The organism is Syntrophomonas erecta subsp. sporosyntropha (assembly GCF_055395365.1).
Genome location: NZ_AP042459.1, coordinates 441298 through 467230 on the forward strand (window position 1 = coordinate 441298; position 25933 = coordinate 467230).

The window sequence follows — 25933 nt, forward strand, 5'->3', positions numbered from 1 at the left end:
GGGGACGGTCCCCCTGCTTCCTTCTGGTTACTTATGACCGGCCAGGTTAACATTAGTTACAATCCGGGTTATTTGTGCTGGTTTATTCATGGTATAGAGATGCACTCCCGGTACCCGGCTTTCAATTAGATCCAGTACCTGCTGGCTGGCATAATCTATGCCGGCTTTTTCCATATCGGCCGGGTTGTGCTCGTATTTATCAACCAGATTAAGTAATTTGGAGGGAATAGATGCTCCGCACAGGTAAATGATCCTCTTGATCTGCCGGGCGTTAAGTACGGGCATAATACCTGGAATAATCGGACAGTTAATATTTATTCTCAAGGCTTTATCGATAAAATCATAGTAAATGCGGTTGTCAAAAAATAACTGAGTGATTAAAAAATCTACCCCATTATCTACTTTATGTTTTAAATTAATAAGATCCTCATTTAAGCGCTTGCACTCAGGATGCCCTTCGGGATGGGCTGCAGCTGCTATTCCGAAATCATCCTTGCTCCTGGCATCCTGTATGAGTTCATATGCATAACGATATTCCTGCTTATGGATATCAAACTCGGGATCATCGTCGGGAAGATCTCCTCTCAGTGCTAAAATATTGTAAACCCCTTCGTGGGCCAGCTCATCCAGTATTTTATCAACTTCAGCTCGGGTATGACGCACACAGGTAAGATGAGCCAGTGATTCTATTCCATATTCATTTTTTATGCGAGACGCAATTTCAACTGTACGTTCCCGGGTAGATCCGCCGGCACCATAAGTCACACTTATATAACTAGGGCTTAATTTTTTCAGTTCATCTACTGTCTCAAATACGGTTTCGAGAGGATAGTTCTCCTTAGGCGGAAAAATTTCCAGTGATAATACTGGCTTCCCCCCCTTATAAACCTGCTTAATTTTCATCTCACAAACCCCACTCCACTTGGTTTTCTCCCCTACTTTACATGTTGCTGATTAAGGCATCTGCAAATTGGGAACATTTCACCTCAGTAGCACCTTCCATTAGACGGGCAAAATCATAGGTAACTACTTTGCTCTCGATAGTTCTACCGGTAGCTGCAATAATCAGATCTGCTGCCTCATTCCAGTTTAGGTGCCTTAACATCATTTCCCCAGATAAAATTACTGAAGAGGGGTTAACCTTATCCAAACCGGCATATTTAGGGGCAGTTCCATGGGTAGCTTCAAAAACAGCATGCCCGGTATCATAATTAATATTGGCACCGGGAGCAATACCAATACCACCTACCTGGGCTGCCAATGCATCAGAAATATAGTCCCCGTTAAGGTTCAGGGTAGCTACTACATCAAATTCTGCTGGCCGGGTCAATATCTGCTGCAGGAATATATCAGCAATAGCGTCTTTTATAATGACTTTACCCTCTGCCTCAGCCTGTTTTTGTGCCGCATCAGCTGCGGCTGTTCCTTTTTCTTCTTTTATACGATCATACTGGTCCCAGGTAAATACCTGGTCACCAAATTCTGCCTCGGCTAAATCATATCCCCATTGCTTAAAGGCCCCTTCAGTATATTTCATGATATTTCCTTTGTGTACCAGGGTAACACTTTTGCGACCTTCCTTTAATGCACAACGGATAGCAGCCCTTATCAAACGTTTACTACCCTCTTCTGATACAGGTTTAATGCCAATACCGGAAGTTTCCGGGAAGCGCATTTTGGTTACTCCCAGTTCCTTTTGCAAGAATTCTATGAGTTTCTTAGCTTCCTCAGAACCACGCGGGTATTCAATACCAGCATATATATCTTCAGTATTCTCCCGGAAAACAACCATATCAGTTAATTCCGGTTGCTTTACCGGGGAAGGCACTCCCTTAAAATAGCGAACTGGTCGCAGGCAAACATAAAGATCCAATTCCTGGCGTAAAGCTACATTTAGAGACCGGATTCCTCCCCCTACTGGCGTAGTAAGGGGACCTTTTATAGCTATTATGTACTCCCGGATAGTATCCAGAGTTGCTTTGGGAAGCCATTCCCCCATCTGGTTAAAAGCCTTTTCTCCAGCTAGTACCTCTTTCCATACAATAGATTTCTTACCCTGATAAGCTTTTGCCACAGCAGCATCAATGACCCGGGAGGCGGCTGCCCATATATCGGGTCCGGTTCCGTCCCCTTCGATAAAAGGTATAATAGGATGATCCGGTACCTGTAATACACCATTAACAACCTTTATTTTTTCACCCTGCATACAGTATCCTCCTTTACTTATATGCGAAAGGGGAGATATTTCTCCCCCTTACTTTATGCCATTATACTTTTAAAAGGGTTGCGGTAAGGTAAACCTTACTATAGTTCGGGCTCACTGCACCTTTGCCAAAAATTTAATCAAATTTAAAAGTCCCGTATTTTTTAAAATGCTCTACCAATCCCCCATCGGACAAAATTTTTAGCATAACTTCCGGTAAAGGGGAAATGGGTATATCAAGGTTTTTGGATTTATTATGCAAAATCCCCTGCTGAAGATTTATCTCCAGTTCATCTCCTTCTTCAATCTGGTCGGTATCACACTCAATAAGAGGCAGACCAGTATTAATGCAATTGCGATAAAAAATACGTGCAAATGATTTGGCTACCACAGCCCCAATATTAGCATTTATAATAGCTAGCGGAGCCTGCTCTCGCGAAGATCCACAGCCAAAATTCTTTCCGGCAACAATAAAATCGCCCTTTTCTATTTTCGAATAGAAATCCGGATCCAAGTCCTCCATGACGTATTTGGCCAGCTCTTTCATATCCAGAGTTTTAAATTTGTGGCGACCGGATATAATATAATCGGTATTAACATCATCACCAAATTTATGAGCTTTCCCTTTTAAATCCATACTTACCCTCCTCTACATGAACTCGCGGGGGTCGGTAATCTGACCAGCAATAATCGAAGCTGCCACTGTAGCAGGTGACCCCAGGTATATAAAAGCTTTATTATTCCCCATCCGTCCCTTGAAATTTCGGTTAGCAGTAGAAATAACATTTTCACCATCGGAAGGAACGCCATTATGGGTTCCTACGCAGGGGCCACACCCGGGAGTAACTACTGCTGCTCCTGCTTCTACAAAAACTTCTATTAATCCTTCCCGGATAGCCTGCAGGAAAATGGACCGGGATGCAGGTGCCACTACTAACCTGGTTCCTTTGGCAATCTTGCGGCCTTTCAGCAGGCGGGCAGCAATACGCAGGTCCTCCATTCTACCATTGGTACATGTACCAATAACCCCTTGTTGAATTGGAGTTCCGGCCACTTGACTTACCGGTGATACATTATCCACCGTATGAGGACAAGCCACCTGGGGTTCCAGCTGTGATACATCGTATTCTTTAACCTGGGCGTAAACTGCATCCTGATCTGCTTTAACCGGTTGAAATTCCCGCTTACTGTGCTGTTTTACCCATTCTTCAGTCCGATCATCAGCCTCCATAAGGCCGCATTTAGCTCCCATTTCAATCGCCATATTACTTATGGTGAAACGGGCCTCTATCGACAGGTCAGCTATAGCCTCTCCCACGTATTCGGCAGCCATGTAAGTAGCACCATCAGCCGTCACATCACCAATTAAATAAAGGATTAAATCTTTAGAATATACTCCCACAGGCAGTTTGCCATTTACCACAAATTTAAAAGTTTCCGGCACCTTAAACCATAATTTCCCGGATATAATCCCAGCCGCCAGATCAGTAGAACCTACCCCAGTAGAAAAGGCGTTAATAGCGCCATACGTACAGGTATGTGAATCAGCACCGATCACCAGATCTCCTGAAACCACATGCCCCTGTTCAGGAACAAGCTGGTGACAAACACCATCACCAATATCATAAAGACGAATTCCCTGTTGGGAAGCAAAGGTACGCATTTGATGATGTAGTTCAGAGACTCCCTGCAGCGGGCTGGGAGCACTATGATCAATTACCATGGCGACTTTAGTTGGATCAAAAACCTTAACACCCTGCATTTCTGTAAAGGCCTTGATTGCCAGAGGGGAAGTCCCATCCTGCCCCATCACAAAATCAAGATTAGCCACAACTATGTCATTAGCCTTAACATCCTGCCCACTTTTATTGGAAAGGATTTTTTCCGCAATCGTTTTACCCAACTTCTACCCCTGCTCCCTTCTGTATTCTTCATATATATACATAAGTTCTTTATCAAATAATGACCGTTTAAGATTAATTGATAGTTCCCGGGTACGGGCTAATATTTCACGGGCTTCCTCATCAGTTAATTCAATACCATATTCATGGTTAAACTTAAAGCGTATGGATGCGGAACCGGAATGTTTACCTACTACTATCTGCCTCTCCAGTCCAACCTCTTCGGGAGAAAATGCCTCATAAGTCAACGGATTCTTCAAAACGCCGTCTCCATGTATACCAGACTCATGGGCAAATATATTAGAACCTACAATAGGTTTACTTACTGGTAAAGGACGACCGGAAGCTCGGGCCACATATTCAGCAACCTCTCTAAAAAGGGTTGTATCATAGGACATGTTAACATTTAAAAGGCATTTTAAACCCATAATTACTTCCTGTAAACAAGCATTACCAGCCCGTTCACCTAGTCCATTAATAGTAACTCCTACATAGCTAGCGCCTGCATAAATCCCGGCTAGAGCATTGGCAGTAGCCATGCCAAAATCATTGTGGGTATGCATTTCTATATTAAGACCTACTGCATCAATCAAGGTTTTTATATAACGGAAAGTAGTTAAGGGATTAAGGATTCCTACCGTATCGCAAAAACGTAAGCGATCAGCTCCTGCATGTTTGGCAATTATAGCAAATTCAGTTAAAAAGTCCATATTGGAGCGGGAGGCGTCCTCGGCATTCACAGATACATATAGGCCCTGGTCTTTGGCAAATTTTACTGCATCTGACATACGAGCCAATACATCCTGACGGGTAGTCTGCAGCTTATGTTCTATATGAATATCAGAGGTGGAAATAGAAATCGCTACCGCATCCACTCCGCAATCTAAAGATTCCTGAATGTCCGAAATAACTGCGCGATTCCAGGCCATGATGCTAGCCTTAAGGCCCATATTCACAATACGTTTTATAGATTCCTTTTCCGAGCCACCCATAACTGGTATACCAACTTCAATCTGGTCTACACCAATACGATCGAGAAAAGAGGCAATTTGCAGTTTCTCTGCATTGGCAAAAACTACACCGGCAGTCTGCTCCCCATCCCGAAGAGTTGTATCCACTATATGAATCTTGGCACCTTTTTCTGTAAACCAATCCCGATTCATAAAATCCCAATTCATACAATCACTCCCCACTAAGTATCTCTTTAAGCAACTTGTTGACAACAGCAGGATTAGCCTGTCCCCGCGTTGTTTTCATCATCTGCCCCACCAGGAATCCTAAAGCCTTTTGTTTACCATTACGGTAGTCTTCTACTACCCCGGGGTTATTCTTTAGTACTTCCTTAACTAGGCTACGCAGGGTTTCTTCATCAGAAATCTGCACCAGGCCTTTTTCTTTAACAATTTCTTCCGGTTCTTTACCGTTAGTAAACATCTCTTCAAAAACAGTTTTGGCAATTTTACCACTTATGGTACCCTCATCCATAAGTTTAAGCATTTTTATCAGATGTGGTGGAGTAATCCGGCAATCTTGTATTTCCAGATTGTTTTGATTTAAAAGCCGATTAAGTTCACCCATCATCCAGTTGGAAATTGTTTTAGCATCATGATAACCTTCTGCTGCCACATCAAAAAAGGCTAGATACTGCGGAGTAAGGGTTAGTATTGCTGCATCATATTCCGGCAGGTCGTATTTTTCTACCAGTCTTTTCTGAGCCTGATCAGGGAGTTCAGGGATTGAAGAACGAAGTTCTTCCACCCATTCCCGGCTTATTTTTAACGGTGGCAAATCCGGATCTGGAAAGTACCGATAATCTTCTGCCTGTTCCTTAGATCGCATTGAGTGGGTTACCTGTTTTTCTTCATCCCAAGTACGGGTTTCCTGGACAAGTTTCTCCCCATCTTCAATAGCCTCGATATGCCTGCTGGCTTCATATTCAATCGCCTTTTCCAGAGAACGGAAAGAATTCAGATTCTTTATTTCCGTTCGCACCCCCAGCTTTTTCTGCCCCCAGGGGCGTACAGAAACATTAGCATCACATCGTAAAGAACCCTCTTCCATTTTACAATCCGACACCCCAGCGAAAAGTAACACCGAGCGTAATTTTTCAATATAGGCTCTAGCCTCCCGGGCACCACGCATATCCGGTTCTGATACAATTTCCAGTAAAGGCACACTAGCGCGATTTAAGTCCACTAAAGAATATGGCGCAGTAGTAATGGTCCCCTGGTGAACCAGCTTGCCTGCATCTGCCTCCATATGGGCCCGGTTAATACCAATTCGTTTCTTATTTCCGTCAACATCAATCTCCAAATACCCATTTTTACATATTGGTAAATCTAACTGAGAAATCTGATATGCACCCGGTAAATCGGGATAAAAATAGTTTTTGCGATCAAATTTAGTAAATTCAGCTATTTCACAATTTAGGGCCAACCCAGCTTTAATAGCATATTCGACCACCCGGCGGTTTAAAACTGGTAGTGCACCAGGGAAGCCCGCACATCCAGGGCAGGTCTGGCTATTAGGTTCTGCTCCGAATTCAGTCGAACAAGAGCAAAATATTTTCGTTTTGGTTTTTAGTTCAACATGAACCTCTAGTCCAACGACAACTTCAAAATCATTATCCATTCATGGCCACCCCCAGTTCCGGTTTTGCCAGGTGATATTCTGTACTTTGCTCAAAAGCATAAGCAGCTTTAAGTACCGTCCCCTCATCGAAAGCCTTGCCGATCAACTGCATCCCTACCGGCAATCCGTTTACAAACCCGCAGGGAATAGATATGCCCGGCAATCCAGCCATATTAACCGCTACGGTTAAAACATCATTACTATACAGCGTAGGAGAATCTGGTGTCTGCTCACCCAGTTTAAATGCCGCAGTTGGAGTAGTCGGGGAAACAATGACATCATAATCCTCAAATACCCGGCCAAAATCTTCATATATTAATCTTCTTACCTTTAGGGCTTTCAAATAATAGGCTTCATAACAACCGGAACTCAAAACATAAGTACCAATCATTATACGCCGCTTAACCTCGTCTCCAAAACCGGCCGCCCGGGAACGGGAATACATATCAATTACATTATCTGCTGCAAAATCCCGTAAACCAAAGCGGACACCATCAAAACGAGCGAGATTAGTACTGGCTTCGGCAGAACAAATCAGGTTATAAGCAGGTAGAGCATATTCGCTATGGGGTAAAGAAACTTCCTCTATTACCGCTCCTAACTCCTCATAATGTTGCAAAGCTTTCATAACCGTTGATTTAACCGCCTCATCTATTCCTTGAAAATACTCACGGGGATAGGCAATTTTCATACCTTTGATATCTTCATTAAGAAATCTGGTATAATCGGGAACTTCATAATCAACTGAGGTAGAATCTAAAGGATCACGTCCACAAATCGAATTTAGTACGAGAGCACAATCCTTGACATCACGAGAAAGTACCCCTACTTGGTCGAGAGAAGAAGCCAGCGCAACTATTCCGGCACGAGATATCCGCCCATAAGTAGGTTTCATCCCGACTACGCCGCAAAAGGCAGCCGGTTGGCGAACAGAGCCACTAGTATCACTCCCCAGACTAAAGGGTATTTCTCCGGCAGCCACCGCTGCTGCTGAACCTCCCGAAGATCCTCCTGGTACCCGATCAGTATCCCAGGGATTATGAGTGGGGAAAAAGGCGGATTTTTCCGTGGAGGATCCCATGGCAAACTCATCCATGTTTAACTTTCCCAGCAATATGGCCTGGTCTTTATCTAGGCGGGCTGCCACAGTAGCATTGTAAAAAGGGACAAAGTCTTTTAGCATATTTGAAGCACAGGTAGTCTTAATCCCCCTGGTTAAGATAATATCCTTTAAACCAAAAGGAATTCCGGCTAACCCTGAACCACCAGGCTGATTATCGTATTGCCGTGCCTTTTCTAGAGCCTCTTCCTCAGCTATGGTGATAAAAGCCTTCACCTGGTCTTCCACCGCTTTAATACGGTTGAGAAATGACTGCACTATTTCCTGTGCCGAGATTTCTTTATTGTCTAATTTTTCCTTTAACTGCCCTATAGTCAATTCATATAGTTCCACCATGACACCCCCTTACATAATTTTGGGTACCTTATATTGCCCCTCCTCAATTAATGGGGCCTGAGCTAATATTTCTTCGCGGGGGGTACTCTTGTCAACCTCATCCTCACGAAACACATTATAAATGGGTAATATATAAACCAGCGGTTCTACCTGATCAGTATCTAAATGGTTAAGTTTTTCCGCATAGTCCAAAATAATCCCTATCTGTTCGGCGTATTTTTTCTTTTCTTCCTCCGTTAAACTTAGTCGAGCTTGGAGGGCCATATCCTCAATTTCTCTAATTCCGAAAGCCATGATATACCTCCTAATACCCTTTTCCAAACATTTATGGTCAATATTATAACAAAAAACATTTACATTCCCTAATAAATTTGCATACTTAGGACCAGTAGCAAATACCTGCTCATGGTTATCCATAGAACTAAATAGATAAACTGATTAGTCATATATGATTTAGCAAAACATATTTATCAACTGAAGATAGCCTTGATTAAATTAAAAGGCACCTGAGTTTATCTGAATTATTTTGGTTAAAGCTTACAGTCTCGCTCTGAAGAAAAGGCTTTTTAAAAGAATTTTCCGGAGTGGTGTAAAAAGATCTTTCAGAATTATTATTATACACTATTCTGCATAAATATAGCGAGTAGTATTATGCACTTGTTAGGCCTTTTCTTAAAGAAGGTTTTGCAAATCTCGTTAAAGGAACCTTCTCCCGCATGCTTAAAGTAAAAGCATTACCAGAGGAATAAAAATCATAGCTGGCAGCAGATTAGCTACCTTAATCCGGGTTACACCTAGTATATTAAGCCCTAATCCAGCTATCAGTACCCCACCTACCGCGGTTATATTATTAAGCATTTGATCGGTAAGCAGGGGTTTTAAAAATCCAGCTCCCAGGCTAATGGCCCCCTGGTAAACAAAAACGGGCAGGGCTGAGAATACCACCCCAACTCCCATACTAGCCGCAAAAAGCAGGGACAGTATACCATCCAACATTGATTTTACCAACAAAATACTGTAGTTGCCGGTTAATCCATCCTCCAGGGCTCCCACCACTGCCATAGCCCCCACACAAAAAAGCAAGGTAGAAGAAACAAAACCTTTTACAAACTGGCTTTCGCCATTTCCAAAACGTTTTTCTACACGAATACCCAGTAATTCCAGGCGATGTTCCCACTGACGCCACTCACCTAATGCCGCCCCCAGGGCTAAGCTAATTCCGATAACCGCCAGGTTTTCCGCTTTAAACCCATATTGTATTCCTATTATTAGGATCAATAACCCCAGCCCATCCTGCATGGTCCGGCTCATGTTTTCCGGAACGCCCTTACGTAATAGCAAACCTATCATCCCGGCTCCGGCAATTGCTGTAGCATTAATGATTGTTCCCAGCATTTTTTCCCCTACCCCTGCTGTATTTATACCCTACCTTTAAAGGATTAACTCCCGGCTCCCTGTAATAAAGCTATAAATTCTTCTTCATTAATAATGCGCACCCCAAGTTGCACTGCCCGGTCGTATTTGCTTCCTGGATCTGCTCCTACTACCGCATAATCGGTTTTTTTACTAACACTACCAGTTACCTTTCCCCCCAGGGATTCAATTTTTTCACTAGCCTGGTTGCGAGTCATGGTAGTAAGGGTTCCAGTCACTACAAAACTTTGGCCAGCCAACAATTTTGCAGTATTAATATCAGCAGCCTCCCCCACGTTAACCCCAGCTGCCTTTAGTCCGGCAATAGTTTGCTGGTTACGCGGTTCCCTAAAAAAGCTGACAATACTGTCGGCTATTTTAGGCCCTATTTCCGGTATATTCATAAGCTCTGCTTCATTAACATTTAAAAAAGCATCTATATCTTTAAAATACCTGGTTAATAAGCGGGCGCTCTTCCCCCCAACATGCCTGATTCCTAAGGCAGTAATCAGCCGGTACAAGGGACGTTTTTTGCTGGTTTCAATGGCTTCGATGAGCCTAGCGGCCGATTTTTCCCCCATACGTTCCATTTTTTTTAGATCCCCTGCCTGGAGGCTGTATATGTCTTCCAATCGTTTAACCATCCCTTTTTCTACTAACTGGTCTATGATAGCTGGTCCCATGCCTTCGATATCCATAGCAGTACGGGAAGCAAAAAAAATCAAACTTTCCTTAAGACGGGCCGGACAGTTTATATTTTCGCAACGGTAAGCGACCTCACCCGCAAAACGAACTACCTGACTCTGACAGGCAGGACATAATTGGGGTGGATTAAGTTCTTTTTCGTCACCACTGCGCCGTTCGGGTAGAGAGCGGATAATTTCCGGGATGATATCCCCGGCTTTATGAACCAGGACGGTATCCCCAATACGAATATCTTTCTCCTTCACCAGATCAAAATTATGAAGACTGGCCCGGCTTACGGTAGTACCAGCCAGAAAAACCGGCTCCAAAATAGCAGTGGGGGCTATAATACCAGTTCGCCCTACATTAACTTCCACATCAATAACCCGGCTTTCTTTTTCCTCGGCCGGAAATTTATAGGCAATAGCCCAGCGGGGGCTTTTGGCAGTCTCGCCTAATTTTTCCCTTTCAGCAAACGGGTTCAGCTTGACCACCACTCCATCGATATCGTACGGCAGCTGGTGTCTTTTTTCCCGGTACTCACCGGCATATTCATAAACCTCTTCAATGGTGGAACAAAAACGGGATTCCGGATTAACTGGAAATCCCTGTTCACGCAGGTATTCCAGCGTTTCCTGCTGGTTGGATAAAATATCCCCCTCCAGATAAATAATATCGTATATGAAAGCTGCCAGTGCACGTCTGGCAGTGACAGCCGGATCTAGCTGGCGCAGGGAACCAGCCGCTGCGTTACGAGGATTGGCAAAAATACGCTCCCCTTTTTCTTCTCTTTCCCCGTTAAGCCGTACAAATTCTGTTTTAGGCATATAAATCTCCCCCCGCACTTCCAGACGAGGAACCGGTTTACGCAGGCGTAAGGGAATACTTTTAACGGTTTTAATATTAGCTGTAACATCCTCACCGATTAGGCCATCACCCCGGGTAGCCCCAGTTATGAGAACACCATTCTCATAAACCAGGGCGATAGAAACACCATCAATCTTCATTTCAGCCGTATAAGAAACCGTATCTATTAACCGATGTAATCGATTAGCAAAATCCTTAAGATCATTAAAAGAGAATGCATTATCCAGGCTTAACAGAGGCCTGCGATGGGTAACGGTTGCAAACTTTTCCAGAGGAACTCCTCCCACCCTCTGGGTAGGAGAATCGGTGGTAACTAGTTGGGGATATTGCTGCTCCCATTTAATTAGTTCCTGCATTAGAGCATCATACTCTTTATCACTTATCAGCGGATCATCCAGTACATAATACTGATAATCATGCTTGCGGATAAGCGCCCGTAGTTGGTCAATACGTATCTCGGGACTACTCAAAGTCTTTCCTCCTTCAAGCTAAGGCCTTTACCCTATTTTCTCCAGTGGAGCAATATCCAAACGCAAAAGCTTTCTCCCGGCACGATCAAACTCTACTTCAACTACTGCTTTATCAGGATCAATCTGTAACACCGTACCACCGCCAAACTTTCGGTGAAAAACCCGGTCACCAGTATCGAAGTCAGCCCCTACACCACCTTCTGGAATAGCTGGGGCCATTAACTCCTCAGGAATCTCCTTTAGAAAACGGGAAGGAGGATTATTTCTTTCACTTCCGTACAAAAGCCGGGACACTGCATTGGTAAGATATAATACCTCACAAGCTCTAGTTATCCCTACATAACAAAGACGCCGTTCCTCCTCTAACTCCTGGGGAGTTGTACTACGGTAGGAAGGGAAAATACCTTCTTCCATTCCGGTGATAAAAACTACTGGAAACTCTAATCCCTTGGCTCCATGCATGGTCATCAAAGAAACCGTATCAGAATAATCGACATCGTCAGTATCTTGGACCAGAGCTACCTGAGCCAGAAAGTCCTCCAAACCCTGACCACCATCCTTTTCAAACTCAACCGCCAGGGAGCGAAACTCATAAATGTTTTCTATACGAGTCTGGGCATCGGGAAGTTTTTCTAATTCCCGCATGTAGCCAGACACTTCCAGAACCTGATCAATAATTTCCCGGGGTCCTGCCCCGGAACGAACCAGATCTGCGAAAAAGATCTGCATTCCATAGAATTCTTGCAGAGCCTCCCCCATTTTGCGGGTAATCCCGGATATAGCCTGGGGATCTTCTAGTACTGCCAATAAAGGAACTCCCCGGTCCCGGGCACTATTCTCGATCTTTTCTATAGTCTTTTCCCCAATTCCCCGCCGGGGTACATTTACCACCCTGGCAAAACTTAAGTGGTCATTATGGTTACAGGCTAAACGTAAATAGCCTAATAAGTCCTTAATTTCTTTTCTTTCATAAAATCTGCGGGCACCAATAATCCGGTATGGTATCATACGGCGAACCATGGCTTCTTCCAACTGACGAGATTGGGCATGAGTACGATAAAAAACTGCGAAATCCTGGTAAGATCGCCCCTCCCGCTCTACCAGTTCTGCTATGGTATCAGCCACAAACCTGGCTTCCTGAAAACTGTCCAAAGCACAAAAGTATTTTAAGTGGGTCCCTTCCTGGTTACATGTAAACAACTCTTTTTCTTCCCGATCCTCGTTATAGCGAATCACAGCATTGGCTGCTTCCAGAATATAACGGGTAGAGCGGTAATTCTGTTCCAGTTTGATCACCCTGGTCCCCGGGTAATCCGCTAGAAAACGCTTAATATTATACGGCTCAGCTCCCCGCCAGCTATAAATAGACTGGTCGGGATCACCGACTACAAATATGTTGTTGTGACGGGAGGCCAGCAACCGGGCCCAAATATACTGGGAATAGTTAGTATCTTGATATTCATCAATCATTATATATTTAAACCAATTCTGATACTTTTCCAGAATCTCCGGGTTTTCTTTAAATAAACGGATACAGAGTATAATTAAATCCTCAAAATCCAGCAAATTTAATTGTTTAAGCCTTTGGTTATAAATCCGGAATACGCGATAATATTTGTCCTGGACATAATGAGGTAATTTGAGCTCCCGAAAATACTTTTCCGCATCTGTAAGCCGGTTTTTTACTCCCTTAAAAAGATAAGTTAACTCTTCCGGCTTAGTCTCATAATCCTGTTCCTCTTTAAGTATTGCTTTGATTATGGAACGGCTGTCAGTTTCATCAGCAATTGTAAAATTACTTTCATAACCTAATACCTTAATATCCATGCGCAAAATACGGTAACAAGCAGAATGAAAGGTCTGTACCCATTGTCCCGTATAGTCAGGAATCAACTGAGCTACACGCGCTCTCATTTCCTGGGCCGCTTTATTAGTAAAAGTAATCGCCAGAATAGAATTAGGCGAACTGCCATGATCCACCAAATTAGCTATACGCTGGGTAAGTACCCTGGTCTTACCGCTCCCAGCTCCAGCTAAAACCATGCAGGGTCCATCAATATGTAACACCGCCTCCCTCTGCTGCGGGTTTAAATTTGCTAATATATCTTTCACTCTAGTTTACCACCTTTAATTTAAGTAACTTCTTCCATATATTTATATATCATATCACAAGCCTGACTGGCTTTAGTCTTTTGATGTTAATACAATGGGGTATAGACTACCTTAATCTGAAGGGAAAATAAAGCGAAATGTAACCAATAAACCAGTATAGCCCGATTGCCTGGTTTATTTAGATACTGCTTCGGTTGCTATCATAGGTACCGCATCATCCCAAGTGACGCTCCTGGAAAGTATATAACAGAGGATAGTTGCCACGATAAACCGGAATATCAAAATTGGAATCCATCGGGCTCCGATAGCAGCAAACAGCACGGTATCCTCTACCAGGGAATGGCAAACTACCAGAAATAAATTCACCAGATAGATATCCCGGTAAGTGAGCTTGCCCTGCCGGGCACTGTTTATAATGATCCCACTACCATAACTTATACCAAAAATTAGCCCTGCCAATAAAGGTAAACGTGACTCGCCCGACATCCCTACCAATCGGGTTAGTGGAGTGATTACTGAAGTTAAGCGGTCTAGCAGGTGCAGATCCTGAAAGATTTCTATAGAAATCATAAGTGGTATAACAATAACTGCGATCTGTAAAACGCTATTTATACTGCCAGTTATAGCTTCTATAAAAGCAGGTCCCAGTGCCAAAACCCCCTTATTCTTAACTACCTTTTAGATCTTGAGTAAAGCATATTTAATATAGAGTAAAGAGGTAAAATAAACTAAACTAATCTACTTCACCCGTCTTACAGCACTAGATTAAAAAAGGCCCCGGCCAGGAAAGAAAGCACAATTCTCACCATAACCAGTGAAAATACCTTTACCCCAGTTTTTTTGGCTACTGCGGTCTCCATGGGCAGACTATGGGCTAAAAGAAGCATGGCACCCAGAATGGTGATCTCTTTAATACTTAAACCCAGGGGAAGCATAGCTCCAATAGCAGCATATATGTTTAAAAAATACCCCATCACCAATGGTACTGAGGCTTCACCTGGCAACCCTACCAGATGCATAATTGGAACCATACGATCCGAAATCCAGGGTAAAACCGGGGTGTACTTTAATAGGGTTACTACAATGTATACAGGAACCATTACCTTGGCTAATTCCCAGGTTATTTTTAACCCGTTAATTAGACCGCGCTTAAGGGTTGAGGATGTGATAATAATCGCTCCCCCGCTTTCCTTGGATATAAAAATGTTATGACCAACTCATTTTAACATAAAAACTGCAAGGAGGAACCGGCTAAAAGCGTACCAAACAATGAATACAATGTACTTCATACAGCAACTGACTGGAGTTCGACCGCAATTGGTACAGACTATACTTAGCCTTTAGCAACCTTATTTAATCTTAAAATACAAATTAAACCTTTAAAATAGTAAAAATGCTGCAACATCATACAAGGGAGAATTTTAATATGACCGGATTAAAGAAAAAAGCCTTATGGTTTGTGACCTTAACCATTACTCTTGTATTAGTATTATGGTATCTAAACATGGTGCCCTGGTGCGGCCCAGGCCGGTCAACAATAGACGTATCTCTTCCTTCCCCAGTAGAACAGATTCCCCCGGAAAAAAGAACTACACCTGATTTAATCTTACTAGGAGCCCGCCAGGAAGTTAAAAATGGTACCCGCTATGATGCTTCCTATCAAGTAATTAATTACCCGGCAGGGGACGTAGCACCTGACCGGGGTGCCTGTACCGATGTAGTAGTAAGAGCTCTACGCAATGCCGGTATCGACCTGCAAGTTCTTATTCACGAAGATATGTTAGAAAAATTTTCTGTCTACCCTGCCAATTGGGGTTTAAGTACACCAGACCCAAATATTGACCATCGCCGGGTTCCCAATCAGGTAACCTTCTTTCGCCAATATGCCCAGGAACGTACCCGACAGGTGCAGGGACATGAACAGGAATGGAAATGGGGCGATATCGTCTATTGGCGGTTTAATAATGGAGATGAACACTGTGGAATTGTTAGTGACCGGCTAAATAGGCAGGGTATACCTCTAGTAATTCATAATGCCGGAATAACAAAGGAGGAAAACTGCCTGACTCGCTGGGAAATAACCGGACACTTTCGTTATCCTCCTGAAACTCAACCTGATTAGGTAGTTCGTTAACTAAGCTGTTAAGCTGTTTTTTAGCCAACATCTCTTTAGCCCCCTAACCGACTTGGACAAAGTATCTTAATCTGGTACCTTTTAAAACAGGAGGGGGCAATATGCAACGTAAAAGGTACTCACAAGAATTTAAAGATCAGATTGTTAAAGAATCTCTGGAAGTTGGCAATGCCGCTATTGTGGCCCGGAAGAATGATTTATCTGCCAACATGGTCAGTCGTTGGGTTAGAGAACATAAGAATCACAATAGTATTGGAATAGGACCAATCCCTGTTAGAATCGGACCATATAATCAAAGCGCTAAAGCATTGGAATCTGAAAACGAGAAACTTAAAAAGTTGCTGGGCGAAAAAGACCTTGAAATAGCCATTCTTAAGGATCTTGTAAAAAAAACGAACCCACAATTCAAGATAAAGTAGATATATCCAGCAAATGGATATCAAGAGGATATCATAAAACCCTTGTATTGCGATTGGTCGGGCTTAGCCGCTCAACATACTATTACCATTTGAAGCATCCAGTTTCTGCACTTAATCACAGAGGCGGCCACCCGACAACTGCAAGTACCTGCACTAACGATGGCAGATTTGTAAGCAATGAACAGGTTAAAGAATGGCTTTGTGAACTCATCTTCGCTGAAGGAGAATACTATGGTTACCACAAATTAACCTGGGCGCTCAGACGGAAATACCAGCTTATCATCAATAAAAAGAAAGTATATCGTTTGTGTAAAGAACTGGATATATTGAAACCGCAGCGTAAACTTAAAGCAAAGCATCCCAGACGACTGGCACGGAACCATGAAATTACTTCTTCAAATCGTCTGTGGGAAATCGATCTCAAATACGGCTATATTACTGGAGAAAACCGTTTCTTTTATATTCTGCCTATCATAGACGTGTTTGATCGGGTTATTGTGGATTACCACATCGGCCTAAACTGTAATGCTCAGGATGCTGCACGTACTGTACAGGCAGCCATGTTTAAACGTCAGGTATATGGAACCGATGATTTAGTCATCCGAAGTGACAATGGGCCACAGTTTATCAGTCATCATTTTGATGAAAGCTGTATTAAATTCGGCGTTGAACATGAGCGTATTCCTTGTCGTACACCCAATAAAAATGCTCACATTGAATCTTTCAATGCCATCCTAGAAGGAGAATGTCTGAGCAAGCATGAATTCCAAAGTTATGCCGAAGCTTACGATACGGTAAGCCAATTCATAAAAGACTACAACGCAGTGCGGATTCATTCCAGTTTGAAATATCATACTCCAAATGAAGCGTACCACCTGTTACAGCAGAAATCCTTAAAAATCCAGTCTGTAAGGGTATAATAATGATCCTGGCAAAGCCAGTTTATATAAATTTTCAAATTCTAAGTATCAGCCAGACATTAAGAGTTTTTGTACAATATTAGGGGGTCAGTCCGACATCTATTCGTTTTTACTGTACCTTGCCGATATGCATAGTTCGTTAACTAGGCTATTTTTTAGCCTATCCCATTTTAATAAGGTACAATAGTCATAAATATCAATTGTTCGGGTGAATAATATATGAAAATAGAAAAAATTGATCTGCATGGACTAAACCTCGAAGAAGCGCGGTTGCGATTAGAAAAAAATCTGGCCTGGTGTATGAAAAATCAGGTAGATGTACTGGACATAAACCATGGAAAAGGTCATCATAGTGAGCGCGGTTTTTCGGTAATTAAAAAGGAAGTTCGTAATACATTACAATCCCATTCTAAACTTAAAGAAATGGGGTACCGGATAGTTTATGGTGAATCATCCCTCCCAGTAGCCCTGACCTATGATGAAGGTCATACTTTGGTAGTTAAAAAAGGGCAAGAGAATAAGTACCTGGGAGGAAGCCACCAGCAGCAGAAAAACTGGGAAGTATTCTCAGATGAAGCTCGCCGTAAACGTAAACAAGATAAAAAAATACGGGCTCAAAAGCAAAACCGTCGTTCACCCCGGCACAGGTAGAAAGATTATATCGGTCAATCCCAACAAACTCCCCACTTACGCCGAGTCCAACGTAATAAACTAATAAACATAACCAGAATAAGACCACCTAATAGATAACCTGCCAGGATATCGGTGGCATAATGGACATTTAAATAAACGCGACTTATCCCGATAAGTACAATCATCAAGTAAATTAATACAACCCCTACCCGGCTCAGTACACCACCATACATATCCAGGATTAAAAATGCTACAAAACCGTAAAATGCCATGGAAACCATGGCATGTCCGCTGGGAAAACTGAATCCACTAGCATAGGTAAGGGCTTCCCCAGGTGGTCGAAAACGACCAAAACACAACTTAAGATAATGCATGACCGCCCAGGAAGTTAAAAGGCACAAGTTTAAAAAAATACCTTCTAATCTATACCTGTATATCATTAACAGCATTAAGCTTAAGCCACTCCAGATAAAAAAGGCTGTCGGTGATCCTAATTGCGTTATAATGCTGAAAAACGAATCCAGCCAGGGATGGTGTACACCACTGCCCAACCATTCCCTGGCCACACGATCAATTATCCATTCCTCTTCAAAAATAGATTTTATGATCATATATGCCCCCAATGTTAAAATCAGTTGACTATCTCCTTCTACTAATGTAAAAGTTCAATATATATTAAACCAACCAGTACCCTCATAATATAACTAAATAAGGAAGGGAAGGCTTTTTATAGACCCTCCCTTTCTTTTTACAGTTATTAAGTAATTATCTACAGGAAAACTCTCCATAGGATTATGGATGACAATATCCATCGAAGAGTTTTATCCTACTGACATACTTACCGGGGTGTTATTTATCGCCCTGTTTTACAGTATTTTGACCATCATCCTGCAGACTGCCGGTTAAATCATCTTTAGCACTACGAAAATTCTTGAGGGCTTTACCCATAGATTCTCCTACCTGTGGTAACTTACCCGGGCCGAATATCAAAAGAACAATGACTAGGATAAACAATATCTCCCATGGTCCGAAATTCCCAATAAATCCAACCACCCAACTCGCCCCCTTAATTTAACATCCAAAATTTACTTTCGCAAACCATCCCATTAACCTAATTGAACAGTAATAGTACTGTCCATTTTTTAACCGAACCCATATAAAAATTACCAGCCTAAACCTGGTATCTTGAATAACTACTTCAGGTTTTCCCTCCGCTAAATCATCTATAATTTTAATTCATTTTCATAAGATTTACAATCAGAACAACTTACCAGTAACAGATAGTTATAAGTTAACTCAAGTTTACAGGCACTTAGCCTAAAAGTAACTTCTTTTTCCGAAGGTTCAGCGTCTAGTGAAAGACGCTCTTAAAAGAGTAGCCGCCTTAAAACGACTATCCTGAATTTCGCTAATATAAACCAGGTCACCCTCTTTTTCATAATCACCAGTACTAATCATAACCTTCTCACCTAATTTTAGCTGGTTTCGATAAATTATTTCAAAATTACCTACCCGGTAATTTTGGTGTACTTCAGCAGGTACGCTTTCTAGAAACCACCTTAGATAATGGGCATTATTGACATGAGCATTACTGTCGATATCATGATAAGTTACTACAAAATGTTTCTGGTAGCTCGGCTGTATTCCATGCAGATTAAAATTAGCAAAATCATAACTGGTAGCCCGCCGCTCTTCAGGTTCCCATACTAGTTTATTCTGACCATGAATTCTCTTAGGCCGTCCTTTTTCAGTATCTACCAGCAACACCTGGGTACTGGCCGAACCTAATAATTCCCCTTCCTGACTATGTATCTGGAATTCTCGCATTACCCCGCGGCTTTTAAAGCTGGATAGCCATGTTGTAACCTGTATATAATCCTTCCAACAGGGATACCTATAAATCTCTACATACCATTTATATATCATCCAGGTTTCATTTAATGAAGCCATAACTTCCGGTGTCATTCCCCTATCATCAGAATGGTCAAAAGCTGCCTCCTGTAAATAATTCAAAATGCTTACCGGGGTAGCTGTACCGAAGTAATCAACCTCTGAATACCCTACTCTATATTTGGTACCAAAAGTAGCCATTGACTATAAACCTCCATCAACCTACTAACCTTACCAGGTGCGGTTATACAGCTCATTCCTTCCAGATAGAAACTGTTAAATAAAAACACCTGCTTTTTTAAAGGATAACTCTTCCTCTATTCTTTGGCAAACCCAAGATGCACAAGTTCATAGTTAAACTTACCAGAAAATAAATAAATCCTGGCAATGTCCTACTCTCCCACGGAATTCCGCAGTACCATCGGCGCTGGAGGGCTTAACTGCCGTGTTCGGGATGGGAACGGGTGTATCACCTCCGCCATTATCACCAGGATATCTGATTGCTATTCTTTTTTCCTTAAACCAGTTACTTTCCACTGGTTCTCTCAAAACTACACACAGTATCTCTCGCATTTTTTAGGTCAAGCCCTCGATCTATTAGTACCAGTCCGCTTAGTACATTGCTGCACTTGCACTTCTGGCCTATCAACCACCTGATCTTGATGGGATCTTACCTCCTTATGGGAGTGGGAGAACTCATCTTGAGGCCGGCTTCGCGCTTAGATGCTTTCAGCGCTTATCCGATCCAGACATAGCTACCCAGCGATGCATCTGGCGATACAACTGGTACACCAGCGGTCTGTCCATCCCGGTCCTCTCGTACTAGGGACAGATCCTCTCAATTCTCCTACGCCTGCGATGGATAGGGACCGAACTGTCTCACGACGTTCTGAACCCAGCTCACGTACCACTTTAATGGGCGAACAGCCCAACCCTTGGGACCTTCTCCAGCCCCAGGATGTGATGAGCCGACATCGAGGTGCCAAACCTCCCCGTCGATGTGAACTCTTGGGGGAGATAAGCCTGTTATCCCCGGGGTAGCTTTTATCCGATGAGCGACGGCCCTTCCACTCGGTACCGCCGGATCACTAAGCCCGACTTTCGTCCCTGCTCGAGGTGTCCCTCTCGCAGTCAAGCTCCCTTCTGCCTTTACACTCTTCGCGCGATTTCCATCCGCGCTGAGGAAACCTTTGGGCGCCTCCGTTACTCTTTCGGAGGCGACCGCCCCAGTCAAACTGCCCACCTGACACTGTCCCTGTACCCGTTTAGGGCACCAGGTTAGAACTCCGGCAATTCAAGAGTGGTATCCCACCGGTGGCTCCACAAAGCCTAGCGACCTTGCTTCTAAGCCTCCCACCTATCCTGTACATGAACTACCAAAACCCAATATCAGGCTACAGTAAAGCTCCACGGGGTCTTTCTGTCCTATCGCAGGTAACCGGCATCTTCACCGGTATTACAATTTCACCGAGCCCCTCGTCGAGACAGCGCCCAGATCGTTACGCCTTTCGTGCGGGTCTGAACTTACCAGACAAGGAATTTCGCTACCTTAGGACCGTTATAGTTACGGCCGCCGTTCACCGGGGCTTCAGTTCAAACCTTCGCGTTTCCGCTAAGCTCTTCCCTTAACCTTCCGGCACCGGGCAGGCGTCAGCCTCTATACTTCATCTTCCGATTTAGCAGAGACCTGTGTTTTTGCTAAACAGTCGCCTGGGCCTGGTCACTGCGGCTCTCTCACGCTCATACATGTTTATATATTCACGTTAACAGAGCACCCCTTCTCCCTAAGTTACGGGGTCATTTTGCCGAGTTCCTTAACGAGGGTTCTCTCGCGCGCCTTGGGATTCTCTCCTCGCCTACCTGTGTCGGTTTGCGGTACGGGCACCTGCTAACTTGCTAGTGGCTTTTCTTGGCAGTTTGGATTCAATGACTTCGGTACTACGCTTCCCTCCCCATCACACCTCAGGCTTCTCGCTGTGCGGATTTGCCTACACAGCACCCTACGTGCTTGGACGCACTCTTCCTTCCGTGCGCTTCACCTATCCTCCTGCGTCACCACTTCACTCAATCGCTAGCTAGGTGGCACTGGATTATCAACCAGTTGTCCATCCCCTACGCCTTTCGGCCTCGGGTTAGGTCCCGGCTTACCCTGGGCGGACGAGCCTTCCCCAGGAATCCTTAGGCTTTCGGCGGGCAGGATTCTCACCTGCCTTCTCGCTTACTTATGCCAGCATTCTCTCTTCCTAATAGTCCACTACTCCTTTCGGTATAGCTTCTACCCATTAGGATTGCTCCCCTACCATCCCGTAGGATCCGTAGCTTCGGTACCATGCTTAGCCCCGTTGAATTTTCGGCGCAGAGCCACTTGACCAGTGAGCTATTACGCACTCTTTAAATGGTGGCTGCTTCTGAGCCAACATCCTGGCTGTCTATGCAGCTCTACATCCTTTCCCACTTAGCATGGATTTGGGGACCTTAGCTGACGGTCTGGGCTGTTTCCCTTTCGTCTACGGACCTTTTCACCCGCAGACTGACTGCCGGATTTTACCTTATGGTATTCGGAGTTTGGGAAGGTTCGGTAACCGGTGAAGGCCCCTAGCCTAACCAGTGCTCTACCCCCATAAGGAATACTCCGACGCTAGCCCTAAAGCTATTTCGGGGAGAACCAGCTATCTCCGAGTTCGATTGGCATTTCACCCCTATCCACAGCTCATCCACGTACTTTTCAACGTACCCTGGTTCGGGCCTCCATCCCGTGTTAACGGGACTTCACCCTGGCCATGGATAGATCACCCGGTTTCGGGTCTACAGCAGCAAACTACTCGCCCTTTTTAGACTCGCTTTCGCTCCGGCTCCATCCTTGTTAGATTTAACCTCGCTTACTACCGTAACTCGCTGGCCCATTCTACAAAAGGTACGCAGTCACTCCGTTGCATTAGCAACATGGAGCTCCTACTGTTTGTAGGCATACGGTTTCAGGTTCTTTTTCACTCCCCTCCCGGGGTGCTTTTCACCTTTCCCTCACGGTACTTTCCGCTATCGGTCGCTAGCTAGTATTTAGCCTTGGAAGGTGGTCCTCCCTGCTTCCCACCGGGTTCCACGTGTCCGGCGGTACTCGGGGTTAGTCCTAAGAGTTAACTGGCTTTCGGCTACGAGGCTTTCACTCTCTATGGCCTGACTTTCCAGTCAGGTTCGCCTAACCAATTATTTTCTGACTCTTTGACAGGTCTGCAATCCTGTCCAGAACGCCCCACAACACCTACAATGCAACGGTTGCAGCCTTACACATTGTAGGTTTAGGCTCTTCCTCGTTCGCTCGCCGCTACTTAAGGAATCTCGCTTGATTTCTCTTCCTCCGGTTACTAAGATGTTTCAGTTCACCGGGTCTCGCTTCTCCTGCCCTATGTGTTCAGGCAGGGATGATACCACATTACTGGTACCGGGTTTCCCCATTCGGATATCCACGGATCGGTGCTTGCTTGCAGCTCCCCGTGGCTTTTCGCAGCTTGCCGCGTCCTTCTTCGCCTGCTAGCGCCTAGGCATCCACCATACGCCCTTAGTATCTTGACCTATCTTTGCGCGAGACAAACTCTCCATCTCTCGATGAATTGTCTGCTTTTATTACTGTGTGCAGTTTTCAAAGAACTTCTTCCCTTTTTTTGGCTCTTACTTAACCAATTCTATTAAAACAAACAGCAAGGATCACAAAGTGATCGACCTTAGGATATGAAACTGTTACGTTTCATGTCTCCTTAGAAAGGAGGTGATCCATCCGCACCTTCCGGTACGGATACCTTGTTACGACTTCACCCCAATCACCAACCCCACCTTCGACGGCTCTCCCTGGTTGCCCAGTTAAGTCACCGGCTTCGGGTGTTGCCAGCTTTCGTGGTGTGACGGGCGGTGTGTACAAGGCCCGGGAACGCATTCACCGCGACATTCTGATTCGCGATTACTAGCGATTCCGACTTCATGTAGTCGAGTTGCAGACTACAATCCGAACTGAGAATGGCTTTCTGAGATTCGCTTCACCTCACGGTTTCGCTGCTCTCTGTACCATCCATTGTAGCACGTGTGTAGCCCAGATCATAAAGGGCATGATGATTTGACGTCATCCCCACCTTCCTCCCGCTTGTCACGGGCAGTCCCATTAGAGTGCTCAGCTCTACCTGTTAGCAACTAATAGCAAGGGTTGCGCTCGTTGCGGGACTTAACCCAACATCTCACGACACGAGCTGACGACAACCATGCACCACCTGTCTTGGCGCTCCCAAAGGCACACCCGTGTTTCCACAGGCTTCGCCAGATGTCAAGACCTGGTAAGGTTCTTCGCGTTGCATCGAATTAAACCACATGCTCCACCGCTTGTGCGGGCCCCCGTCAATTCCTTTGAGTTTCAGCCTTGCGACCGTACTCCCCAGGCGGGATACTTATTGCGTTAGCTGCGGCACGGAAGGGGTCGATACCTCCCACACCTAGTATCCATCGTTTATAGCGTGGACTACCAGGGTATCTAATCCTGTTTGCTACCCACGCTTTCGCACCTCAGCGTCAGGGTCAGTCCAGACAGCCGCCTTCGCCACTGGTGTTCCTCCTGATTTCTACGCATTTCACCGCTACACCAGGAATTCCACTGCCCTCTCCTGCCCTCAAGATCCTCAGTTTCAAATGCAACCCCGCAGTTAAGCTGCGGTCTTTCACACCTGACTTGAGCATCCGCCTACATGCCCTTTACGCCCAGTAATTCCGGACAACGCTCGCCCCCTACGTCTTACCGCGGCTGCTGGCACGTAGTTAGCCGGGGCTTGCTGGTACGGTACCGTCACTCACTAACCTTGTTATTGTTAGTGACGTTCGTCCCGTACAACAGAGCTTTACGACCCGAAGGTCTTCGTCGCTCACGCGGCGTCGCTGCGTCAGGGTTTCCCCCATTGCGCAATATTCCCCACTGCTGCCTCCCGTAGGAGTCTGGGCCGTGTCTCAGTCCCAGTGTGGCCGTCCACCCTCTCAGGCCGGCTACTGATCGTTGCCTTGGTAGGCCCTTACCCCACCAACTAGCTAATCAGACGCGGGCCCATCCATATGCGATAGCTTTGTTAAGAGGCCATCTTTGCTTTAAGCGTCATGTGACTCCTAAAGTTTATGCGGTATTAGCACCAGTTTCCCAGTGTTATCCCCCGCATATGGGTAGGTTGCCCACGCGTTACTCACCCGTTCGCCACTAAGATTATCAATTCGCGTTGCTCGTCGATAATCTCCGTTCGACTTGCATGTGTTAAGCACGCCGCCAGCGTTCGTCCTGAGCCAGGATCAAACTCTCCGTTAAAATGTTCATCCTAGCTTTACGCTTGGCTTGTTGTTAAAGTTTTACGGTGCTGGTTTTTTACCAGCTCCTCGCACTTCGGTCCTTGCTGTTCTGTTTTATCAAGAGCTTTGCCGACTGCCGTCTCCGGCGCGGCGCAAGAATTATATTATCATCGGCTGCGACAATTGTCAACACAAAATAATAATTAATTTCTGGGCACAGGCTTAATAATTCGTGTTCCTTCCTGATTATATATAGTATCCATTATACTTGTTAAAAATTCGCACCGCTATCGACCGCTATTTTATAGATTGTATTCACTTTTTGCACTACTATGCAAAGAAGTCAGGTTATGATCTTAATGGATGTAACGAAAAATTATTAGGAAGGGGTGCTTAATTCTCGGAACAATAAACTTCATTCAGAAGTCAACCTATTTTGTCCTTGTTGTTGTCAAGCTGCGGAAAGAATTTTGCTATAATAGTGAAGCGATTTTTATACTGCTTCCTGCTTCCTGACTTTTTGCAATTAACTTCACCTTAAGAAAAGCCCTCGAGTTGACAGCATAATAAGAAGATGTTAGTATACTAATTGCGCAATTAAATTATCGCGGGATGGAGCAGTCGGTAGCTCGTCGGGCTCATAACCCGAAGGTTGCAGGTTCAAGTCCTGCTCCCGCAACCACAAATATTAAACCTGGCTATAGCCGGGTTTTTGTTTTTCCGCAGATCATGCTCGAACCATTATACACGTGCTATTGTAAGAGCTGATTTTAAAATGACATTTGGCAGTTCTACTATAGTAACCTGCTATTTTCCCAAATGAAAAAGGCATGTAATCTCAGAGAATTATTTTGGGTCCATTGGCAATCTATAGCTTAGTTTTGGAGGGGTTT

20 protein-coding genes, 1 tRNA gene and 3 rRNA genes are annotated in these 25933 nt (G+C 44.4%); 5 read left to right on the plus strand and 19 right to left on the minus strand.

Annotated features, from left to right (window positions below; translation table 11 throughout):
- Positions 1 to 27: 27 nt before the first annotated feature.
- The 13 genes from metF to ACZ5Q0_RS02070 form a co-directional block, all read right to left on the minus strand.
- Positions 28 to 903 carry a methylenetetrahydrofolate reductase [NAD(P)H] gene (gene metF / locus ACZ5Q0_RS02010; RefSeq protein ID WP_446819710.1) on the minus strand — a complete coding sequence of 292 codons (876 nt, stop codon included), beginning with the start codon at positions 901 to 903 and terminating at the stop codon, positions 28 to 30.
- A 37-nt stretch (positions 904 to 940) separates the two neighbouring features.
- A complete protein-coding gene (gene icd / locus ACZ5Q0_RS02015) occupies positions 941 to 2206 on the minus strand; it encodes an NADP-dependent isocitrate dehydrogenase (RefSeq protein ID WP_446819708.1) in 1266 nt (421 codons plus the stop codon).
- A 133-nt stretch (positions 2207 to 2339) separates the two neighbouring features.
- On the minus strand, positions 2340 to 2840 hold the full coding sequence (locus tag ACZ5Q0_RS02020) for a 3-isopropylmalate dehydratase small subunit (protein ID WP_446819707.1): 501 nt from the start codon (positions 2838 to 2840) through the stop codon (positions 2340 to 2342).
- A gap of 12 nt (positions 2841 to 2852) precedes the next feature.
- Entirely contained in the window at positions 2853 to 4106 is a 1254-nt protein-coding gene (locus ACZ5Q0_RS02025; RefSeq protein WP_446819705.1) for a 3-isopropylmalate dehydratase large subunit, read from the minus strand.
- A gap of 3 nt (positions 4107 to 4109) precedes the next feature.
- The gene (nifV, locus tag ACZ5Q0_RS02030) at positions 4110 to 5282 is read right to left on the minus strand and encodes a homocitrate synthase (RefSeq protein WP_446819703.1); all 1173 of its coding nucleotides are present in this window, start codon (positions 5280 to 5282) and stop codon (positions 4110 to 4112) included.
- Between the two features lie 4 nt (positions 5283 to 5286).
- Positions 5287 to 6735: an Asp-tRNA(Asn)/Glu-tRNA(Gln) amidotransferase subunit GatB gene (gatB, locus tag ACZ5Q0_RS02035; protein ID WP_446819702.1), complete on the minus strand. Its 1449-nt coding sequence runs from the start codon at positions 6733 to 6735 to the stop codon at positions 5287 to 5289.
- Positions 6728 to 8188, minus strand: a complete 1461-nt coding sequence (gene gatA / locus ACZ5Q0_RS02040) for an Asp-tRNA(Asn)/Glu-tRNA(Gln) amidotransferase subunit GatA (RefSeq protein WP_446819701.1) — start codon at positions 8186 to 8188, stop codon at positions 6728 to 6730. The genes gatB and gatA overlap by 8 nt, the downstream gene beginning before the upstream one ends.
- A gap of 12 nt (positions 8189 to 8200) precedes the next feature.
- The gene (gatC, locus tag ACZ5Q0_RS02045) at positions 8201 to 8485 is read right to left on the minus strand and encodes an Asp-tRNA(Asn)/Glu-tRNA(Gln) amidotransferase subunit GatC (protein WP_446819700.1); all 285 of its coding nucleotides are present in this window, start codon (positions 8483 to 8485) and stop codon (positions 8201 to 8203) included.
- A 426-nt stretch (positions 8486 to 8911) separates the two neighbouring features.
- Positions 8912 to 9586, minus strand: coding sequence for a DUF554 domain-containing protein (locus ACZ5Q0_RS02050; protein WP_446819699.1), 675 nt, complete (start codon positions 9584 to 9586; stop codon positions 8912 to 8914).
- A gap of 44 nt (positions 9587 to 9630) precedes the next feature.
- Complete coding sequence (gene ligA / locus ACZ5Q0_RS02055; protein WP_446819697.1) at positions 9631 to 11625, minus strand: NAD-dependent DNA ligase LigA; 1995 nt, start codon at positions 11623 to 11625, stop codon at positions 9631 to 9633.
- A 27-nt stretch (positions 11626 to 11652) separates the two neighbouring features.
- Positions 11653 to 13737, minus strand: a complete 2085-nt coding sequence (locus ACZ5Q0_RS02060) for an ATP-dependent helicase (protein WP_446819696.1) — start codon at positions 13735 to 13737, stop codon at positions 11653 to 11655.
- A 174-nt stretch (positions 13738 to 13911) separates the two neighbouring features.
- Entirely contained in the window at positions 13912 to 14391 is a 480-nt protein-coding gene (locus tag ACZ5Q0_RS02065; RefSeq protein WP_446819695.1) for a nucleoside recognition domain-containing protein, read from the minus strand.
- 98 nt (positions 14392 to 14489) lie between these two features.
- Positions 14490 to 14837: a nucleoside recognition domain-containing protein gene (locus ACZ5Q0_RS02070; RefSeq protein WP_464827205.1), complete on the minus strand. Its 348-nt coding sequence runs from the start codon at positions 14835 to 14837 to the stop codon at positions 14490 to 14492.
- Positions 14838 to 15163: 326 nt separating this feature from the next.
- On the opposite strand from ACZ5Q0_RS02070, the gene ACZ5Q0_RS02075 reads away from it, so the two are divergent.
- The 4 genes from ACZ5Q0_RS02075 (at position 15164) to ACZ5Q0_RS02090 (ending at position 17861) form a co-directional block, all read left to right on the plus strand.
- Complete coding sequence (locus tag ACZ5Q0_RS02075) at positions 15164 to 15859, plus strand: DUF1287 domain-containing protein (protein WP_446819694.1); 696 nt, start codon at positions 15164 to 15166, stop codon at positions 15857 to 15859.
- Positions 15860 to 15972: 113 nt separating this feature from the next.
- Positions 15973 to 16290: a transposase gene (locus tag ACZ5Q0_RS02080; protein WP_447182485.1), complete on the plus strand. Its 318-nt coding sequence runs from the start codon at positions 15973 to 15975 to the stop codon at positions 16288 to 16290.
- 53 nt (positions 16291 to 16343) lie between these two features.
- A complete protein-coding gene (locus ACZ5Q0_RS02085) occupies positions 16344 to 17210 on the plus strand; it encodes an IS3 family transposase (RefSeq protein ID WP_464827279.1) in 867 nt (288 codons plus the stop codon).
- Positions 17211 to 17429: 219 nt separating this feature from the next.
- Positions 17430 to 17861, plus strand: coding sequence for a Smr/MutS family protein (locus ACZ5Q0_RS02090; RefSeq protein WP_446819693.1), 432 nt, complete (start codon positions 17430 to 17432; stop codon positions 17859 to 17861).
- 14 nt (positions 17862 to 17875) lie between these two features.
- Here the strand turns inward: ACZ5Q0_RS02090 and ACZ5Q0_RS02095 are convergent, their stop codons facing one another.
- The 6 genes from ACZ5Q0_RS02095 to ACZ5Q0_RS02120 form a co-directional block, all read right to left on the minus strand.
- On the minus strand, positions 17876 to 18454 hold the full coding sequence (locus tag ACZ5Q0_RS02095; protein ID WP_446819692.1) for a phosphatase PAP2 family protein: 579 nt from the start codon (positions 18452 to 18454) through the stop codon (positions 17876 to 17878).
- A gap of 238 nt (positions 18455 to 18692) precedes the next feature.
- Positions 18693 to 18896, minus strand: coding sequence for a Sec-independent protein translocase subunit TatA/TatB (locus ACZ5Q0_RS02100; RefSeq protein WP_446819690.1), 204 nt, complete (start codon positions 18894 to 18896; stop codon positions 18693 to 18695).
- 291 nt (positions 18897 to 19187) lie between these two features.
- A complete protein-coding gene (locus ACZ5Q0_RS02105) occupies positions 19188 to 19934 on the minus strand; it encodes an acyl-[acyl-carrier-protein] thioesterase (RefSeq protein ID WP_446819689.1) in 747 nt (248 codons plus the stop codon).
- Positions 19935 to 20112: 178 nt separating this feature from the next.
- Positions 20113 to 20225: ribosomal RNA gene (rrf, locus tag ACZ5Q0_RS02110) — 5S ribosomal RNA — on the minus strand.
- 85 nt (positions 20226 to 20310) lie between these two features.
- Positions 20311 to 23303, minus strand: a 23S ribosomal RNA gene (locus tag ACZ5Q0_RS02115).
- 186 nt (positions 23304 to 23489) lie between these two features.
- Positions 23490 to 25059 (minus strand): 16S ribosomal RNA (locus ACZ5Q0_RS02120).
- The 16S, 23S and 5S rRNA genes sit together here, the layout of an rRNA operon.
- Before the next feature lie 587 nt (positions 25060 to 25646).
- Between ACZ5Q0_RS02120 and ACZ5Q0_RS02125 the strand changes: the two genes are divergently transcribed.
- Positions 25647 to 25722, plus strand: a tRNA-Met gene (locus ACZ5Q0_RS02125).
- Positions 25723 to 25933: the final 211 nt, after the last annotated feature.

Excerpts from the sequence above, each read along its gene's own strand:
- metF (WP_446819710.1), bottom strand. The coding sequence starts at position 903 with ATGAAAATTAAGCAGGTTTATAAGGGGGGGAAGCCAGTATTATCACTG.
- icd (WP_446819708.1), bottom strand. The coding sequence starts at position 2,206 with ATGCAGGGTGAAAAAATAAAGGTTGTTAATGGTGTATTACAGGTACCG.
- ACZ5Q0_RS02020 (WP_446819707.1), bottom strand. The coding sequence starts at position 2,840 with ATGGATTTAAAAGGGAAAGCTCATAAATTTGGTGATGATGTTAATACC.
- nifV (WP_446819703.1), bottom strand. The coding sequence starts at position 5,282 with ATGAATTGGGATTTTATGAATCGGGATTGGTTTACAGAAAAAGGTGCC.
- gatB (WP_446819702.1), bottom strand. The coding sequence starts at position 6,735 with ATGGATAATGATTTTGAAGTTGTCGTTGGACTAGAGGTTCATGTTGAA.
- gatC (WP_446819700.1), bottom strand. The coding sequence starts at position 8,485 with ATGGCTTTCGGAATTAGAGAAATTGAGGATATGGCCCTCCAAGCTCGA.
- ACZ5Q0_RS02050 (WP_446819699.1), bottom strand. The coding sequence starts at position 9,586 with ATGCTGGGAACAATCATTAATGCTACAGCAATTGCCGGAGCCGGGATG.
- ACZ5Q0_RS02070 (WP_464827205.1), bottom strand. The coding sequence starts at position 14,837 with ATGGTTCCTGTATACATTGTAGTAACCCTATTAAAGTACACCCCGGTT.
- ACZ5Q0_RS02075 (WP_446819694.1), top strand. The coding sequence starts at position 15,164 with ATGACCGGATTAAAGAAAAAAGCCTTATGGTTTGTGACCTTAACCATT.
- ACZ5Q0_RS02080 (WP_447182485.1), top strand. The coding sequence starts at position 15,973 with ATGCAACGTAAAAGGTACTCACAAGAATTTAAAGATCAGATTGTTAAA.
- ACZ5Q0_RS02090 (WP_446819693.1), top strand. The coding sequence starts at position 17,430 with ATGAAAATAGAAAAAATTGATCTGCATGGACTAAACCTCGAAGAAGCG.
- ACZ5Q0_RS02095 (WP_446819692.1), bottom strand. The coding sequence starts at position 18,454 with ATGATCATAAAATCTATTTTTGAAGAGGAATGGATAATTGATCGTGTG.
- ACZ5Q0_RS02105 (WP_446819689.1), bottom strand. The coding sequence starts at position 19,934 with ATGGCTACTTTTGGTACCAAATATAGAGTAGGGTATTCAGAGGTTGAT.